Annotated in this window: 16 protein-coding genes; 10 read left to right on the top strand and 6 right to left on the bottom strand. The window is 40.6% G+C overall.

The features are described from left to right. Window positions 1–111: 111 nt before the first annotated feature. Window positions 112–1734: an ATP-binding cassette domain-containing protein gene (locus C4K46_RS09250; RefSeq protein ID WP_209628815.1), complete on the bottom strand. Its 1623-nt coding sequence runs from the start codon at window positions 1732–1734 to the stop codon at window positions 112–114. A 196-nt stretch (window positions 1735–1930) separates the two neighbouring features. Between C4K46_RS09250 and trpS the strand changes: the two genes are divergently transcribed. Continuing rightward, complete coding sequence (gene trpS, locus C4K46_RS09255; RefSeq protein ID WP_209628816.1) at window positions 1931–2956, top strand: tryptophan--tRNA ligase; 1026 nt, start codon at window positions 1931–1933, stop codon at window positions 2954–2956. A gap of 105 nt (window positions 2957–3061) precedes the next feature. Then, complete coding sequence (gene guaB / locus C4K46_RS09260) at window positions 3062–4543, top strand: IMP dehydrogenase (protein WP_209628818.1); 1482 nt, start codon at window positions 3062–3064, stop codon at window positions 4541–4543. 250 nt (window positions 4544–4793) lie between these two features. On the opposite strand, the gene recF is transcribed toward guaB, so the two are convergent. After that, the gene (gene recF / locus C4K46_RS09265) at window positions 4794–5885 is read right to left on the bottom strand and encodes a DNA replication/repair protein RecF (RefSeq protein WP_209628820.1); all 1092 of its coding nucleotides are present in this window, start codon (window positions 5883–5885) and stop codon (window positions 4794–4796) included. A 2-nt stretch (window positions 5886–5887) separates the two neighbouring features. Then, complete coding sequence (locus C4K46_RS09270; RefSeq protein WP_209628821.1) at window positions 5888–6259, bottom strand: RNA-binding S4 domain-containing protein; 372 nt, start codon at window positions 6257–6259, stop codon at window positions 5888–5890. 174 nt (window positions 6260–6433) lie between these two features. On the opposite strand from C4K46_RS09270, the gene yfmF reads away from it, so the two are divergent. The 8 genes from yfmF to C4K46_RS09310 all read left to right on the top strand — a co-directional run bounded on the left by yfmF (window position 6434) and on the right by C4K46_RS09310 (window position 13631). Continuing rightward, entirely contained in the window at window positions 6434–7681 is a 1248-nt protein-coding gene (gene yfmF, locus C4K46_RS09275; protein WP_209628823.1) for an EF-P 5-aminopentanol modification-associated protein YfmF, read from the top strand. Further along, window positions 7681–8976, top strand: a complete 1296-nt coding sequence (gene yfmH, locus C4K46_RS09280) for an EF-P 5-aminopentanol modification-associated protein YfmH (protein WP_209628825.1) — start codon at window positions 7681–7683, stop codon at window positions 8974–8976. The genes yfmF and yfmH overlap by 1 nt, the downstream gene beginning before the upstream one ends. Before the next feature lie 54 nt (window positions 8977–9030). Next, window positions 9031–9849 (top strand): cytoskeleton protein RodZ, encoded by an 819-nt coding sequence (gene rodZ / locus C4K46_RS09285; RefSeq protein ID WP_209628827.1) that lies wholly within the window; start codon window positions 9031–9033, stop codon window positions 9847–9849. 8 nt (window positions 9850–9857) lie between these two features. After that, the gene (gene pgsA, locus C4K46_RS09290) at window positions 9858–10394 is read left to right on the top strand and encodes a CDP-diacylglycerol--glycerol-3-phosphate 3-phosphatidyltransferase (protein WP_209628829.1); all 537 of its coding nucleotides are present in this window, start codon (window positions 9858–9860) and stop codon (window positions 10392–10394) included. 1 nt (window position 10395) lies between these two features. Continuing rightward, complete coding sequence (locus C4K46_RS09295) at window positions 10396–11223, top strand: energy-coupling factor ABC transporter ATP-binding protein (protein WP_209628831.1); 828 nt, start codon at window positions 10396–10398, stop codon at window positions 11221–11223. Next, window positions 11208–12047 carry an energy-coupling factor transporter ATPase gene (locus C4K46_RS09300; protein ID WP_209628833.1) on the top strand — a complete coding sequence of 280 codons (840 nt, stop codon included), beginning with the start codon at window positions 11208–11210 and terminating at the stop codon, window positions 12045–12047. The genes C4K46_RS09295 and C4K46_RS09300 overlap by 16 nt, the downstream gene beginning before the upstream one ends. Further along, window positions 12040–12834 (top strand): energy-coupling factor transporter transmembrane component T family protein, encoded by a 795-nt coding sequence (locus tag C4K46_RS09305; RefSeq protein WP_209628835.1) that lies wholly within the window; start codon window positions 12040–12042, stop codon window positions 12832–12834. Before C4K46_RS09300 ends, C4K46_RS09305 begins: the two co-directional genes overlap by 8 nt. Window positions 12835–13007: 173 nt before the next feature. Then, a complete protein-coding gene (locus C4K46_RS09310) occupies window positions 13008–13631 on the top strand; it encodes a LysM peptidoglycan-binding domain-containing protein (protein ID WP_209628837.1) in 624 nt (207 codons plus the stop codon). 40 nt (window positions 13632–13671) lie between these two features. Here C4K46_RS09310 and C4K46_RS09315 read toward each other — a convergent pair whose 3' ends face one another. Genes C4K46_RS09315 through sdaAA form a run of 3 tightly spaced genes read right to left on the bottom strand, consistent with a single transcriptional unit; the run spans window position 13672 to window position 15750 of the window. Then, window positions 13672–14304, bottom strand: a complete 633-nt coding sequence (locus C4K46_RS09315; protein ID WP_209628839.1) for an HAD hydrolase-like protein — start codon at window positions 14302–14304, stop codon at window positions 13672–13674. Next, complete coding sequence (locus C4K46_RS09320; protein ID WP_209628841.1) at window positions 14301–14876, bottom strand: histidine phosphatase family protein; 576 nt, start codon at window positions 14874–14876, stop codon at window positions 14301–14303. The genes C4K46_RS09315 and C4K46_RS09320 overlap by 4 nt, the downstream gene beginning before the upstream one ends. A 1-nt stretch (window position 14877) precedes the next feature. Next, window positions 14878–15750 carry an L-serine ammonia-lyase, iron-sulfur-dependent, subunit alpha gene (sdaAA, locus tag C4K46_RS09325; protein ID WP_209628843.1) on the bottom strand — a complete coding sequence of 291 codons (873 nt, stop codon included), beginning with the start codon at window positions 15748–15750 and terminating at the stop codon, window positions 14878–14880. Between the last annotated feature and the right edge of the window lie 5 nt (window positions 15751–15755).

Here is a 15755-nt window from a genome sequence, read left to right on the forward strand (position 1 = left end):
TTCTAAAGAGAATTGTTCATGGTCCCACCCCCACATGGAGCTCATCAAGTAAAGCTAAAGAATACCTTGTTATATACAAGATTTACTGAGGTTAGGAATTTTTTAGATTTTTCAATCTTTCCAAAGTTCTTTTACTTTTTCTTGTACTTGGGCATTGGCTAAAAATTCATCATAACTTTCATCGATTCTATCGATAACTCCCTTTTTAGAGAGGACGATAATATGATTTGCCAAGGTTTGAATAAATTCGTGGTCATGACTAGCGAAAATAATGGATTCTTTAAAGTTTTTCAAACCGTCATTTAAACTTGAAATAGATTCCAAATCAAGGTGGTTGGTTGGGTCATCTAAAACAAGGACATTGGATTTGAGCAACATCAGTTTTGAAAGCATCACTCTGACTTTTTCTCCCCCTGACAAGACGTTGACAGACTTGTTAACCTCGTCACCAGAAAAGAGCATTCTACCTAGGAAGCCTCTTAGGAAGGTATTGTCATCTTCTTCCTTGCTTGCAAATTGACGTAGCCAATCAAGAATGCTTTCACCACCGGCAAAGTCTCGAGAATTATCCTTGGGCAGGTAGGATTGACTGGTTGTTACACCCCACTTAATCGTTCCCTCGTAGTCAATATCCCCCATTAAAGCGCGGATTAAAGCTGTGGTTTGAATATCGTTTTGACCAATCAAGGCCGTCTTATCCCCTGGACGCAAGATAAAATTGATATTGTCAAGGATAGTTTCACCATCAATCTTGACAGTCAAGTTTTCAACTGTCAACAAGTCATTTCCGATTTCACGCTCAGCCTTAAAGTTGATAAATGGGTATTTTCGGCTAGATGGGATAATCTCTTCTAAGACTATCTTGTCAAGCATCTTTTTACGAGAAGTTGCTTGTTTGGATTTAGAGGCATTGGCAGAAAAACGAGCAACGAAATCTTGGAGTTCTTTGATTTTTTCTTCAGCCTTGGCATTTCGATCTGCTTGTAACTTGGCAGCTAATTCGCTAGATTCCTTCCAGAAATCGTAGTTTCCAACATAAAGTTTGATTTTACCAAAATCAAGATCAGCCATGTGGGTGCAGACCTTATTTAGGAAGTGGCGGTCGTGGGAAACAACAATGACGGTGTTTTCAAAGTCGATTAGGAAGTCCTCTAGCCAAGTAATAGACTGGATATCCAGACCATTGGTAGGTTCGTCCAAGAGAAGAACATCTGGTTTACCAAATAGGGCCTTGGCTAAAAGAACCTTAACCTTATCTCCGTTAGCTAACTCACTCATATTTTGATAGTGTAAATCTTCAGGAATATTAAGGTTTTGTAGTAGTTGAGCAGCTTCGCTTTCAGCTTCCCAACCTCCCAATTCTGCAAAAATCCCTTCCAATTCAGCGGCCCTTACCCCATCTTCGTCAGAAAAGTCAGCCTTCATGTAGATAGCATCCTTTTCCTTCATAATGTTGTAGAGCTGCTCATTTCCCATGATGACGACATCAATTGCTCGTTCATCCTCATAGTCAAAATGATTTTGTCGAAGGACTGAAAGACGTTCATCTGGGCCAAGGGCGATATGACCAGTAGTCGGCTCAATATCTCCAGCCAAAATCTTCAGAAAGGTTGATTTACCGGCACCATTGGCACCAATAAGGCCGTATGTATTTCCAGCTGTAAACTTAATATTTACTTCATCAAATAATTTTCGATCACTAAAACGCAGTGATACATCGGATACAGTAAGCAATTTAAAATTCTCCTCTTCTATAACTAGCTTCATTTTACTAGAAAATTCAACTTTTTTCAAATTCTAAAAAATTCTTGGGACCTATTTTTTACCTAGGGAGTTTTTGGGCTTAGAAATTGAATTATTTTACAAACCTTTCTTTCTCATTTTACTTGAAAATGATATAATGAGGTCAGCACAAATTGAGGAGGGTAAAATGACTAAACCGATTATTTTAACAGGAGATCGTCCAACAGGAAAATTACATATTGGTCATTATGTGGGGAGTTTGCGAAATCGTGTATTATTGCAAAATAAGGGAGAACATGAACTATTTATTTTCTTGGCGGATCAGCAAGCCTTGACCGACCATGCCAAGGATCCAGAAACGGTTGTAGAGTCGATTGGGAATGTTGCCCTTGACTATCTGGCAGCTGGACTAGACCCTGAAAAAGTGACCATCTTTATTCAAAGTCAAATTCCAGAGTTGTCAGAGCTGACAATGTACTATATGAATTTGGTGTCATTAGCACGTTTAGAGCGCAATCCTACTGTAAAGACAGAAATTTCCCAAAAAGGATTTGGAGAAAGTATCCCTACCGGATTTTTGGTTTATCCAATTTCTCAAGCTGCTGATATTACAGCCTTTAAGGCCAACTATGTGCCCGGAGGAACAGACCAAAAGCCGATGATAGAGCAAACAAGAGAAATTGTTCGTAGCTTTAATCATACCTATCAGACTGATGTTCTTGTTGAACCTGAGGGAATCTATCCAGATAATGAGGCTGCTGGTCGCTTACCGGGCTTGGATGGTAATGCCAAGATGTCCAAGTCTTTGAATAATGGTATCTATTTGGCTGATGATGCGGACACCTTGAAAAAGAAGGTCATGAGCATGTATACTGATCCTAATCATATCAAGGTAGAAGATCCTGGCCAGCTTGAGGGGAATATGGTTTTCCATTACCTAGATGTATTTGCTCGGCCTGAAGATTTGAAAGAGATTGCTGAGATGAAGGAGCACTATCAAAGAGGGGGCTTGGGAGACGTAAAAACCAAACGCTATCTCCTTGATATCCTTGAACGTGAACTGGGTCCCATCCGGGAAAGGCGGCTAGAATTTGCCAAGGATATGGGGCAGGTTTATGAGATGCTCCAAAAAGGGAGCGAAAGAGCTAGAGAGGTTGCAGGACAAACCCTGGCCGAAGTGAAGTCTGCCATGGGGCTTGATTACTTTAAATAGTAACAATTTGTTGACAAATTGTTTTAGAATGGTATTATATTATCAATTACCTTGCTTTAGCTTTAATGAGCTAGTTTTAATCAAATAGAAAAGAGGAACTTGTGGATGTCAAACTGGGACACAAAATTTTTAAAAAAGGGCTTTACATTTGACGATGTTTTACTGATTCCAGCAGAGAGCCATGTTTTGCCAAACGATGCCGATTTAAGGACCAAGCTTGCTGAAAATCTGACCTTAAATATCCCAATTATCACAGCAGCCATGGATACCGTGACAGAAAGCAAGATGGCGATTGCCATGGCGCGTGCAGGTGGACTGGGTGTCATTCACAAAAATATGTCAATTGCCGAACAAGCAGACGAAGTTCGTAAGGTAAAACGTTCTGAAAACGGTGTAATTATTGATCCCTTCTTCTTAACTCCTAATCATACCATCGCTGAAGCAGATGAATTGATGGGACGCTACCGAATTAGCGGTGTTCCGATTGTAGAGACTATGGAAAGTCGCAAATTGGTCGGGATTTTAACCAACCGCGATATGCGCTTTATCACCGACTTTGAGCAGCCAATTAGTGCCCACATGACTAGCCAAAATCTAGTTACCGCACCTGTGGGAACAGATTTGGAAACAGCAGAACGCATCCTACAAGAACATCGGATTGAGAAGTTGCCCTTGGTGGATGAAAATGGTCGCTTATCCGGCTTAATCACGATTAAAGATATTGAAAAAGTGATTGAATTTCCTAATGCAGCCAAGGATGAATTTGGTCGTCTTCTAGTTGCAGGTGCAGTCGGAGTAACCTCTGATACCTTTGAGCGGGCTGAGGCCCTCTTTGAAGCAGGAGCAGATGCCATTGTTATTGATACGGCACATGGTCATTCAGCTGGTGTCCTACGAAAAATTGCAGAAATTCGTCAGCATTTTCCAAATCGGACCTTAATTGCAGGAAATATAGCCACTGCAGAAGGAGCTCGTGCTCTTTATGAAGCAGGAGTTGATGTTGTTAAGGTGGGAATAGGCCCAGGATCTATCTGTACAACTCGAGTGATTGCTGGGGTTGGTGTTCCTCAAATTACAGCTATCTATGATGCAGCTGGGGTAGCTCGTGAATATGGTAAGACAATTATTGCTGATGGCGGAATCAAGTACTCAGGCGATATTGTCAAGGCCCTAGCAGCAGGAGGAAATGCTGTTATGCTAGGTTCAATGTTTGCAGGGACCGATGAGGCACCTGGAGAAACCGAAATTTTCCAAGGTCGTAAATTTAAGACCTATCGTGGTATGGGCTCGATTGCAGCCATGAAAAAAGGCTCCAGTGATCGCTATTTCCAAGGTTCTGTTAATGAAGCCAATAAACTAGTCCCAGAAGGAATTGAGGGTCGTGTGGCCTATAAGGGAGCTGCTGCTGACATTGTTTTCCAAATGCTAGGTGGTATTCGCTCAGGTATGGGTTATGTTGGAGCTGCTAACCTTCAAGAACTACATGAAAATGCCCAGTTTGTAGAAATGAGTGGGGCTGGTTTGAAAGAAAGTCATCCCCATGACGTTCAAATCACAAATGAAGCTCCAAACTATTCAGTTCAATAATCTAAAAAGCAAAAACCCCAGCTATTATCTATGGCTGGGGTTTTTGCTTTTTAGTAAAGTATAGATTTACAGATTATTTACAACAATAGACTTATTTATCAGTTATATAGATTGACAACTGTCAACTAATTGTAAATTTTATTGACTAAATATTGACAGGGTTGGAAAGTGTATCTGGCTGATGGATAGCAACTAGTCCTTGAGACATTTAGTCTAAAAGATTAAGTTTACATCGTTGTAAATTAGTTTATTAGTCTTTATTGATTACTCCCTGCTTTATATTGAAAATACTAATGTTTTTGGGTAAGTTTTTCAAATGTTCTAAGCTGGTTGTTGTGATAAAGGTCTGAATATTGTCGGTAATGGTTTCTAAGAGTTTTAGTTGACGTCTATTGTCAAGTTCGCTCATAACATCGTCTAATAAAAGGATAGGACTCTCTTTGGTTATGGATTCAATGAGTTTTATTTCAGCTAGCTTGAGAGATAAAACCAAGCTCCTTTGTTGTCCCTGACTACCAAAATTAAGATCCATTTGATTGATGAAAAAGCCAAGATCGTCTCGATGGGGTCCTAGACCCGTATTTTTTTTAAATAAGTCCCTCTTACGACTTTTTTCCAAGGCAGAGCGAAAAGAAGCTTCCAAATCGTTTAAATCTTCGAAAGGAACAGTAGATAGGTATTTAAGGGTTAATTTTTCAGTATTTTGGGAGATATCCCAGTGTTTTTCCTGGGCTAGTTGCTCTAATTTTTCTAAAAAATCTAGGCGTTGCTTGATGACTCGACAGCCGTAATCAATGAGTTGCTCATCTAAAACAGAAAGAAAGGCCTCATCTATTCGGTCATTGGCTTTCAGATAAGCATTTCTTTGTTTGAGAAAATGATTGTAATGAGATAAGTCTGATAAATAAATGGGTTTAATCTGCCCAAGCTCTATGTCAATGAATTTACGACGGAGGCTAGGAGCTCCCTTTACAAGTTGTAAATCTTCAGGTGCAAATAAAACAACATTTACAGTTCCTATATAATCAGACAGTTTGCCTTGCTTTAAATGATTGATTTTGCTTGTCCGCCCTTTACTTGTCAATTCAATGTCAACTGGAATAGAACTAGTTGACTTGACAACTAAACCAGATACTTGTAAAGTTTCTTTACTAAATTGAATCAAATCCTTGTCAGAACGAGTCCGATGACTGCGTGTTAAGGCTAAAAAATAGATGGCTTCCAAGATATTTGTTTTCCCTTGGGCATTTTGTCCAAGAAAGATATTTAAGGCAGGGCTAAAATCTATTTTGGCTGTCTCATAGTTGCGGAAGTTTTTGATTTCTAGTTCTTTTAACCACATTTTTAGGTCCCCGGAAAGCGAACAGGTTTCTGCCTGTCTTTGGCTGGACCCTTATTTGGCTTGGTCTTAGTCTTAAGATTTTTGTTCATTTCCTTGACAAGTTTAGCAAGTCTCTGCTTTTCTTCCTGCTGGGCTTGATATTGCTCTCTTTCTTCCTTGTCAGGAGTTCTTAGCTTGATTTCTAAATTCTTAGAAGGAAGGCTAAGGCAGTCTCCAGGATAGATTTTTTTACCTCGCCGTTTTTCCTCTTGACCATTTAAGAGAACAGTTTCTTCCTGTAAAAAGAGCTTTACAGCCCCACCAGTAGGGATAATTCCTACCTCTTTTAAAAGGGCCTGCAAGCTGATGTAATCATCAAATAATTTATATTCCATAAAACACCTCAATCTCAGTTATTATACCATATTCTGGGGTAAAAAACTTTTATTTTGAAAGGAAAATAAGGAAGCGCTTGAGATTTGCATTTATTAAAAAGTATGGTGGGAAAGAAGAAATTTGCCTGATTTCGTGGTATAATAGAAGTCTATATTACTAAGTGCGAGGGTCTTATGGAAATAGTCACAGGAGTCAATCTTCATTTTATAAAATCACAAAAATTTAAAACCAATAAGATAAAGTTTCGCTTCTCTGCACCCATGAGGCAAGAGACGGTGGCTGGTCGTGTTTTGGCTGCTAGTATGTTGGAAACTGCCAATCGCCTATACCCGACTTCGCAAATTTTTAGGGAGAAATTAGCCAATCTTTATGGAGCTAATTATACAACGAGTCTTTCTAAAAGAGGCTTGGTCCATTATGTTGATATCAACCTATCCTTTGTCAGAGATTCTTTTCTTAGTCGTAAGAACACCCTGACCAATGAGATGATTGACTTTTTAAAAGCTAGTCTTTTAGCCCCCCTGGCTGATGAGACTGCTTTTGATTTAAGCACTTTTGAAGTTGAGAAGAAAAATGTCATCACTGCCCTGGAAGCGGAAATTGAAAATCATTTTTATCATGCCCATCAAGAATTAAACAAGTTGTTTTATCTTGAGGAAGAGATGAAAATTCCCAGGGTTTCAACGATTGATTTGATAAAAAAAGAAACAGCTGAAACCAGCTTTTCAGTCTTTCAAAATATGCTGAAAGAGGATAGGATTGATATTTTCTTTATTGGTGATTTCAATGAAGTTGCCATGAAAGAAAGTTTTGAATCCTTTGGTTTTGGGCCTCGAGAGATGGAGTTGGAATTAACCTACCAACAAGATTTTTCTAAGGTTTTAAAAGAGGGCTTGGAACAAAAAGATGTCAATCAGTCCATTTTAGAGATGGCCTATCATTTCGACATTCAATATGGGGAAGAGGGCCATCTCCCCTTAATCGTTTTAAATGGCCTCTTGGGGACCTATGCCCACTCAAAACTATTTGTTAAGGTCAGAGAAGCTGAGGGAATCGCCTATACCGTTTCCAGTCGTTTTGATATTTTTTCAGGAATGATGCGAGTCTATGCGGGGATTGACCGAAAAAATCGAAATAAGGCCATGAGCTTAATCAATCGTCAGATAGCTGACTTGAAAAAGGGTAATTTCACCCTAGAGGAGCTTAACCAAACCAAACTAATGCTGAAAAACTCAGCTCTTCTGGCCCAGGATAAACAGAATACCTTGCTGGAAAGGGCCTATCTGCAGTCGGTTTTAGGAAAAAAATTATTGCCGCTAGATCTTTGGTTGGCCAAGCTAGAGAAGGTCACGACAAAGGATGTTATCCTTGCGGCTAGTCGCTTAAAATTACAGGCTATCTATTTTATGGAAGGGAAATAATGCAGGAAATAAGTCTGGAAAAAATTGATTATTCAGCCATTGGGGAGAGTCTTTATCGGACGATTCTTCCTAATGGTTTACGACTTTTTTTGTTACCAAAAAAAGATTTTAATGAAAGTTATGGAATTATCACCACTAATTTTGGTTCAATTGATACTCATTTTGTGCCTCGAGGGACCAAGCAGGCTATTAGCTATCCAGCTGGTATCGCTCATTTTTTAGAACATAAATTATTCGAAAACCAAGAGGGGAAGGACCTGCTGCAAGACTTTGTCAAATTAGGAGCGGAGAGCAATGCCTTCACTAGTTTTACCAAAACGAGTTATCTTTTTTCAACTACGAACAATATTTCTGAAAATTTGAGTCTTTTGCAAGACTTGATAGGAGAGGCTTATTTTACGGAGGAGTCCATTCAGAAAGAGCAAGCAATCATCAATCAAGAAATCGAAATGTATCAGGATGATCCAGATTATCGCTTGTTTTTTGAAACCTTATCTAATCTCTACCCGGGAAGCCCTCTGGCTCAGGATATAGCAGGTAGTAAAGAGTCCATCTCTGAAATTACGGTGGAGGACTTGGATGAGAATTTTGAAACCTTCTACCATCCTTCAAATATGAGCTTATTTGTGATTGGTAATTTCGAGCTGGAAAAGATTTTTAATGAAATTCAAAAACAACAGGCCTTGTACGATGCGCCATCTGAAAATAAAAGAATTGAACGCCTACCTTTAGAATTAAAGCCGGTTATTCCGACTTCTAGTATGAGGATGGAGGTGGCTAGTCCAAAACTGGCTATTGGTCTAAGGGGAGTGAGGACACTTGACTCAAGAGACCTCTTCCGCTATAAGATTATTTTAAAATTACTTTTTACTATGATGTTTGGCTGGACCTCTAAACGCTACCAAGACCTCTATGAGGCAGGAAAGATGGATCATTCTTTGACCTTGGAGGTCGAGGTGGAGGAGCATTTCCACTATGTCATTCTCTTGATGGATACCCAGGAGCCGGTTCATCTCTCCCATCAATTTCGCTCAGCCATTAAACAGTTTGCTACCGATGCAGATATTAGCGAGGAACACTTAGATACCGTAAAGAGCGAAATGTATGGCGATTTCCTTCATGGTTTAAACTCTCTGGAGTATATGGCAACCCAGTATGAGACGCATCTGGAAGGAGAGAATCTCTTTGACTTGCCTAAGATTTTACAAGATATTCATTTGGAAGATGTGCTAGCAATTGGACGTGATTTTATAGAACATTGTGATATGACAGATTTTACTATTTTTCCTAAATAGCAAGAGTGGGTCTAGGAAAATTTGGTAAAATAGTTTTGAAAGAGGATTGAAAGTATGAGAAAAAAAACGATAGGAGAAGTTTTGCGTTTAGCCCGTATCAATCAGGGTATGAGCTTACAGCAATTGGAAAAAAAGACTGATATAAAGCTTGAACTACTTCAGGCTTTGGAAGAAGACCGCTTTGATAAACTGCCGAGCCCTTTCTATGCTCGTTCCTTTTTGCGAAAGTATGCCTGGGCAGTTGATTTAGAAGAAAAGCTTGTTCTAGAAGCCTATGAGGCAGGAAGTATGGTCACTTATGATGAAATTGATGTGGACATCAATGATCAGCGTAGTCGGAAAAATCGTAAGGGACATACTTCTTATTTACCTCTTTTTTATTTTCTGATGGTTTCCCTGGCTATTTTAGCTTTTGTGACCTACTATGTTTGGGGTTATTTGAGGCAAAATCAAGTCAATAAATTATCCTCAGCTAGGTATAGCCTAGTCAAGGAAACCAGCTCTAGTAGTAAAGAAGAGAAAACCAGCTCCTCTAGCAGCAGTGAGGCTACAAGCTCCCAGGAGGAACTAGTTGTTTCTGGCGGTGGAGCTAGTCTAACAGTGATACTAAAGGGGGCGAAAAGGCCTGCGAAACTGAAATTTTCGGTATCAAAGACAAGTAATTGGCTAAGTGTGACAGAAACAGACTTGGCCGGAGGAATCACCTTGTCTCCAGAGCAGACGACGGCTTCAACAGAGCTAGCAGTCGGTTCATCATCAGTGATTAACTTGGGTCAAGTTGAAGGGGTGACAGTGACCATCAACGATCAGGTCCTAGATACTTCAAAATTAACTGGTCAAACCGGCATCATCAATCTTACTATTGAAAGTTAAGGAATACCATGAAAAAAGAAAATATCCCTAATCTATTAACCTTGCTTAGAATCGCTCTTATTCCCATCTTTATCCTTCTTCTGTCGCTAAATAAGGATAGCCTACACTTTTGGGCGGGTCTCATCTTTGTCTTTGCTAGTTTGACAGACTATTTAGATGGTTATTTGGCGCGTAAGTGGCAGGTTGTGACTAATTTTGGAAAATTTGCAGATCCGATGGCGGATAAACTTTTGGTTATGTCTGCCTTGATTTTATTAGTTGGTCTAGGTTTTGCACCGGCTTGGTTAGTAAGTATCATTATCTGTCGAGAGCTAGCTGTGACTGGCTTGCGTCTCTTATTGGTAGAGCAAGGTGGTACTGTTTTAGCAGCGGCTATGCCCGGGAAAATTAAGACCTTCACCCAGATGTTGGCCATTGCCTTTCTGCTTTTCCACCTTTCCTTACTGGGTCAGATTTTCCTTTATATTTCCTTAGTCTTTACTATTTACTCTGGTTATGACTATTTTAAGGGTAGCGCCTTTCTCTTTAAAGATACATTTAAATAATATGACAAATATCATTGAAGTTCAGAATCTTACTTATCGCTATGACTCCCAAGAGGAAACTCCAGTATTGAAAAATCTATCGTTTCACGTGAAACGAGGGGAGTGGCTGTCGATTATCGGCCACAATGGTAGTGGTAAATCAACGACAGTTAGACTCTTAAATGGTCTCTTAGAGGCTGACAGTGGAGATATTTTTATCTCTGGTGATAAATTAAGAGCTGATAATGTCTGGGAGAAACGACGTCAGATAGGTATGGTTTTCCAAAATCCTGACAACCAATTTGTTGGGGCTACGGTTGAGGACGATGTTGCTTTTGGCTTGGAAAATCAGGGAATCGAACGTCAAGAGATGCTGAAACGTGTCCGAGAGGCCTTGGAACTTGTGGATATGCAGGAGTTCAAAACTCGAGAACCTGCCCGCTTATCAGGTGGTCAGAAACAGCGTGTTGCCATTGCTGGGATTATCGCCTTACGACCAGACCTAATTATTTTAGATGAGGCGACTAGTATGCTGGACCCTGAAGGGCGATTTGAACTGATTCAAACAGTGAAAAAGATTAAGGACAGACATCAATTAACCGTTATTTCTATCACTCATGATTTAGACGAGGTCCTGCTTAGCGATCGAGTCCTAGTAATGAAAGCGGGGCAGGTGGAAACCAGCACCACACCGAGAGACTTGTTTTCAAGGCCAGACCTGCAGGATTTGGGCCTGGACCAACCTTTTACCAATCAACTGAAAGACTCCTTGCTAGAGCTAGGCTTTCACCTACCCCAGCACTATTTAACAGAAAAGGAATTGCAAGATTACCTATGGGAATTACTCTAGATGATGTTAGTTATAGTTACCAGGCTGGTAGTCCCTTTGAAGGGCCGGCCCTTTTTGGCGTTAATTTAGAAATCAAGAAAGGGAGCTATACAGCCTTGATTGGTCATACTGGTAGTGGCAAGTCAACAATTTTACAACTACTAAATGGCCTTTTGATTCCTTCTGAAGGGAGGGTCTTGGTCGATCAATTTGAAATTAGTGCCAAATCAAGCAATAAGAATATTAAAAAGCTTCGAAAAGAGGTAGGCCTGGTCTTTCAATTTGCTGAAAGTCAACTTTTTGCCGAAACAGTCTTGCAAGATGTGGCCTTTGGTCCTCAAAACTTTGGTGTTTCTAAATCAGAGGCCGAGAAAATAGCGCGTGAAAAGTTGGCCCTAGTTGGGATTTCAGAAGATTTGTATGAGCGCAGTCCCTTTGAACTATCGGGGGGACAAATGAGGCGGGTAGCAATTGCTGGTATTTTGGCCATGGAGCCCAAGGTTTTAGTGCTAGATGAGCCGACAGCAGGCTTGGATCCTGCTGGTCGACGTGAATTGATGGATATTTTTTCAACTCTTCATGCGCAAGGAATGACCATTGTTCTAGTGACTCATTTGATGGATGATGTGGCTAATTTTGCTGATCAGGTCTACGTGATGGAAAAGGGTCGATTGGTCAAGAGCGGCAGTCCCTATCAGGTTTTTCAAGATGTTGACTTTATGGAGGCTATCCAGCTAGGAGTACCTAAAATCACCAAATTTGCTCAGAATTTGCAGAAAAGGGGCTTGAATTTACCTCATCTACCCATAAGTCTTGAGGAGTTTAAGGAGTTAATACATGGATAAAATGATTTTAGGTCGCTATTTACCAGGTGATTCAATTCTCCATCGTTTAGATCCTCGGAGTAAATTACTGGCCCTGTTTTTATTTATCTTGATTATCTTTTGGGCCAACAACCCGCTCACTAACCTTCTTTTATTTGTTTTCACTTTTAGCTTGCTTTTTTTATCCAAGCTCCCCTGGACCTTCTTTTTCAAAGGTCTGAAATCTATGTTGTTTTTAATTGCCTTTACAACCTTATTTCAACTATTCTTCACTAATAGTGGAGCGGTTCTTGTCCAGTTTTCATTTTTAAAAATTACAGAAGGTGGCCTGTCTCAGGCGGGAATTATCTTTTGTCGTTTTGTCTTGATTATTATCTTTTCGACCCTATTAACCTTAACAACCATGCCCCTGAGCTTGGCTGATGCTGTTGAGTCCTTGCTAAAACCCCTGACTATTTTCAACTTTCCTGTGCGCGAGCTAGGCTTGATGTTGTCTATGAGCCTACGTTTTGTACCAACCTTGGCTGATGATACTAGCAGGATTATGAATGCTCAAAGAGCTCGGGGAGTTGATTTTGACCAAGGAAGCTTGCTTGACAAGGTAAGGGCCTTTATTCCCCTTCTTATTCCCTTATTTGCCTCCAGTTTTAAGAGGGCAGACGCCCTAGCTACAGCTATGGAAGCCAGGGGCTATCAGGGAAAAGTGGCCCGCAGTCGCTATCGGCAACTTAGTTGGAAGTGGTGGGACAGTCTAGCCTTGCTAATTTTATTTTTACTAGGTCTAGTCCTTTTTATCCTGAAAAGTTAGTCTCTTTTTACCTGAAAAACACAATAATATATGCAAAAACAGTGAAAAAGCTGATTTTATGCCTTTTTCCTCTAAAATTAAATATTTCTGTAATCTTTGTAATCTTATTTAAAAGGAATAGTAATAATTTATGTGTATGATAGTGATAGTATCGAAAGGAGACTTTAATATACATGAATTCAAAATCGATGAAATGGACTTTCACAGGACTTGCAGCAGCGACAGCTTTTGCTACAGGTGTTGTAGCTAGTGCAGATAGCTATACTGTAAAGTCAGGCGATACTTTATCAGGGATTGCGAAAGAAAAAAATACAACAGTTGAAAAGCTTGCTCAATTGAACAAGTTGGACAATCCCGACATGATTACGGTTGGACAAGTTTTAGAACTTGATGAAAATGCAGAAGCTCAAGCAGCACCTGCACAAGATTCAGCTAGTCAAACAGCAGTAGCTTCACAGGTTGAAGTTGCTCCTGTAACAGCAGAAACTTACTCAGCACCTGCGGCTGACTACTCTGCTTACTCTTCAAGCGTAACCCTTGCAAACGGCAATACTGCTGGAGCTACAGGTTCTTATGCAGCAGCTCGTATGGCTGAATTAACAGGCGTTCCTGCTTCAACATGGGAAAATATCATTGCGCGTGAATCGAATGGACAAGTCAATGCCTACAACCCTTCAGGTGCTAGCGGACTCTTCCAAACAATGCCAGGTTGGGGTTCAACTGCAACAGTTGATGACCAAATCGCGGCAGCACAACGTGCTTATAACGCCCAAGGCCTTTCAGCTTGGGGCTACTAAGATAGAAATAAAACGACCTTTTAAGGGGTCGTTTTTTTATTTAAAATTTTGATAGGAGGGGGAGGACTGCTTGAGGCCTTTCAGCAAGGCAATCAGCTCCATTAGCTAGCAGGTCTTCTTTCTTTCCAAAGCCCCAGAGGGCTCCCATAGCTTTAATTCCGACTTCTTTACCGCCAATCATATCGAACTTAGTGTCACCGATAATGACAACCTGGCTCAAGTCGGCTTGGCTGTCTTTAAGGGCCCGCTTGATGACATCAGCCTTGTGGTAAGAATCTGGTAGCGAACCAAAAATGCCTGTAAAATAGCTGTTTATCTTTAGATTTTCTGCCATTTGCAGAGCAGTTGCTTCGTTTTTACTGGTAGTGATATAAAGACTATGTCCCCTTTGTTTTAGCCCTTCTAGAAGTTCCAAAATGCCTGTATACAACTTGACACCGTAAATGCCTTCTTCTTTATAGTATTGTCTATAATAATCAATCGCATTTGAGACTTTTTCTGGCTTGACAACCCTTGCAAAGCTAACTTCAAGTGGTGGACCAATAAAACTATCAATGACACTTTCCCCAGGTATCTTCTGGCCAAGCCTTTGGAAAGTATGAGCAAAGGAGGCTTTGATTCCTTTTGAGCTATCAACAAGGGTACCATCTAAATCGAAAAAAATGTATTTCATAAAGGGACTCCTATTTCTGTGTAAGAAGTGATTGACAAGTTTGTCAATCCATCAAATTTTATTTTGACTATCCAAGGAAAGATAGACTTGATTTCTTGAAAATTCTCATAGCCAAAACTAGGTTGATAGTAGTTGACAATGGTTGACAGAGCTGTTCCATGTGAGGCAATCAGTATCGTTTGCTTATTTTGCCCTAGCAAGTGCTCCAGGGCTTCGATATTTCTTTTTTGAACTTGAGCTAGCGATTCCCCATTTTCTAGTTTGTAGGAAAAATCTGCCCATTGCCTTTCTGAAAAAGATTCAAAATCTTCAATCCAGACATCATCAATTTTACGTTCACAAAAGTTGTCAACTAGGGCAATCTTTTTCTGACGGGCTTGGGCTAGAGGTTGAATAGTATCTATGGCTCTTTTATAAGGACTAGAGTAAAAATTATCAATGATAATATTTGAAAAGAAGTTTACAAGTTTTTGTGCATCTTGTAAACCTCTTCTTGACAGCTCGCGGCTGGCATCATCATGGTTATTATAGTTTGGCTCTGCGTGACGAACAAAATAAACGGTTGTTCCCATTTTATTCTCCAAAAATTTCTGCTTGCAAACGACGACCAGTAGGAGTCGTGGCAAGTCCTCCCTCAGCTGTTTCACGAAAGGCGGTAGGGAGACTGGAGCCGACTTGGTACATGGCGTCAATGACCTCGTCAACAGGTATTTTTGACTCAATCCCTGCAAGGGCCATATCAGCTGCGATAAAAGCATAACTAGCACCCATGGCATTGCGTTTGACGCAAGGCACCTCAACTAAGCCTGCCACGGGGTCACAAATCAGTCCCAGCATATTTTTGATAACAAAGCAGATAGCTTGGCTAGCCTGGTAAGGGCTTCCTCCTGCTGCTAGGACTAGGGCTGCTGAGCTCATAGCTGAAGCAGAGCCAACCTCTGCTTGACAACCTCCTTCGGCTCCAGAGATAGAAGCATTATTGGCAATGACTAGGCCAAAAGCTCCGGCAGCCAGGAGAAAGTTTAATTGTTGACTTTCTGATAAACCAAGTTTTTCAATGGCTGAGGTCAGGACAGCTGGTAGACAGCCTGCACTCCCAGCTGTTGGTGTGGCACAGACCAGGCCCATTTTAGCATTATGTTCATTGACGGCAATGGCATTTTTAGCGGCAGTTAGGACTGTGTAATCAGATAGGGTCTGGCCCGTTTTTAGATAGGCATCTAGTTTGGCTGCATCCCCCCCAGTCAAGACACTACGAGACTTACTTTCATCCAGCCCCAGCTCAACAGAGGCCTTCATAACTTCCAAGTTTCGTTTCATTAGCCGTAGTACCTCATCGCGCTCTCGGCCGGTCAACTCATGTTCGGTAGCAATCATGAGCTCTGCTACATTTCCTTGATAATCGAGACTAGCTTGCTCTACTAACTCTTTAATTGAATAAAACATGCTTC

Origin of the sequence: Streptococcus oricebi (assembly GCF_017883985.1) — a bacterium.
Lineage (GTDB): Bacteria > Bacillota > Bacilli > Lactobacillales > Streptococcaceae > Streptococcus > Streptococcus oricebi.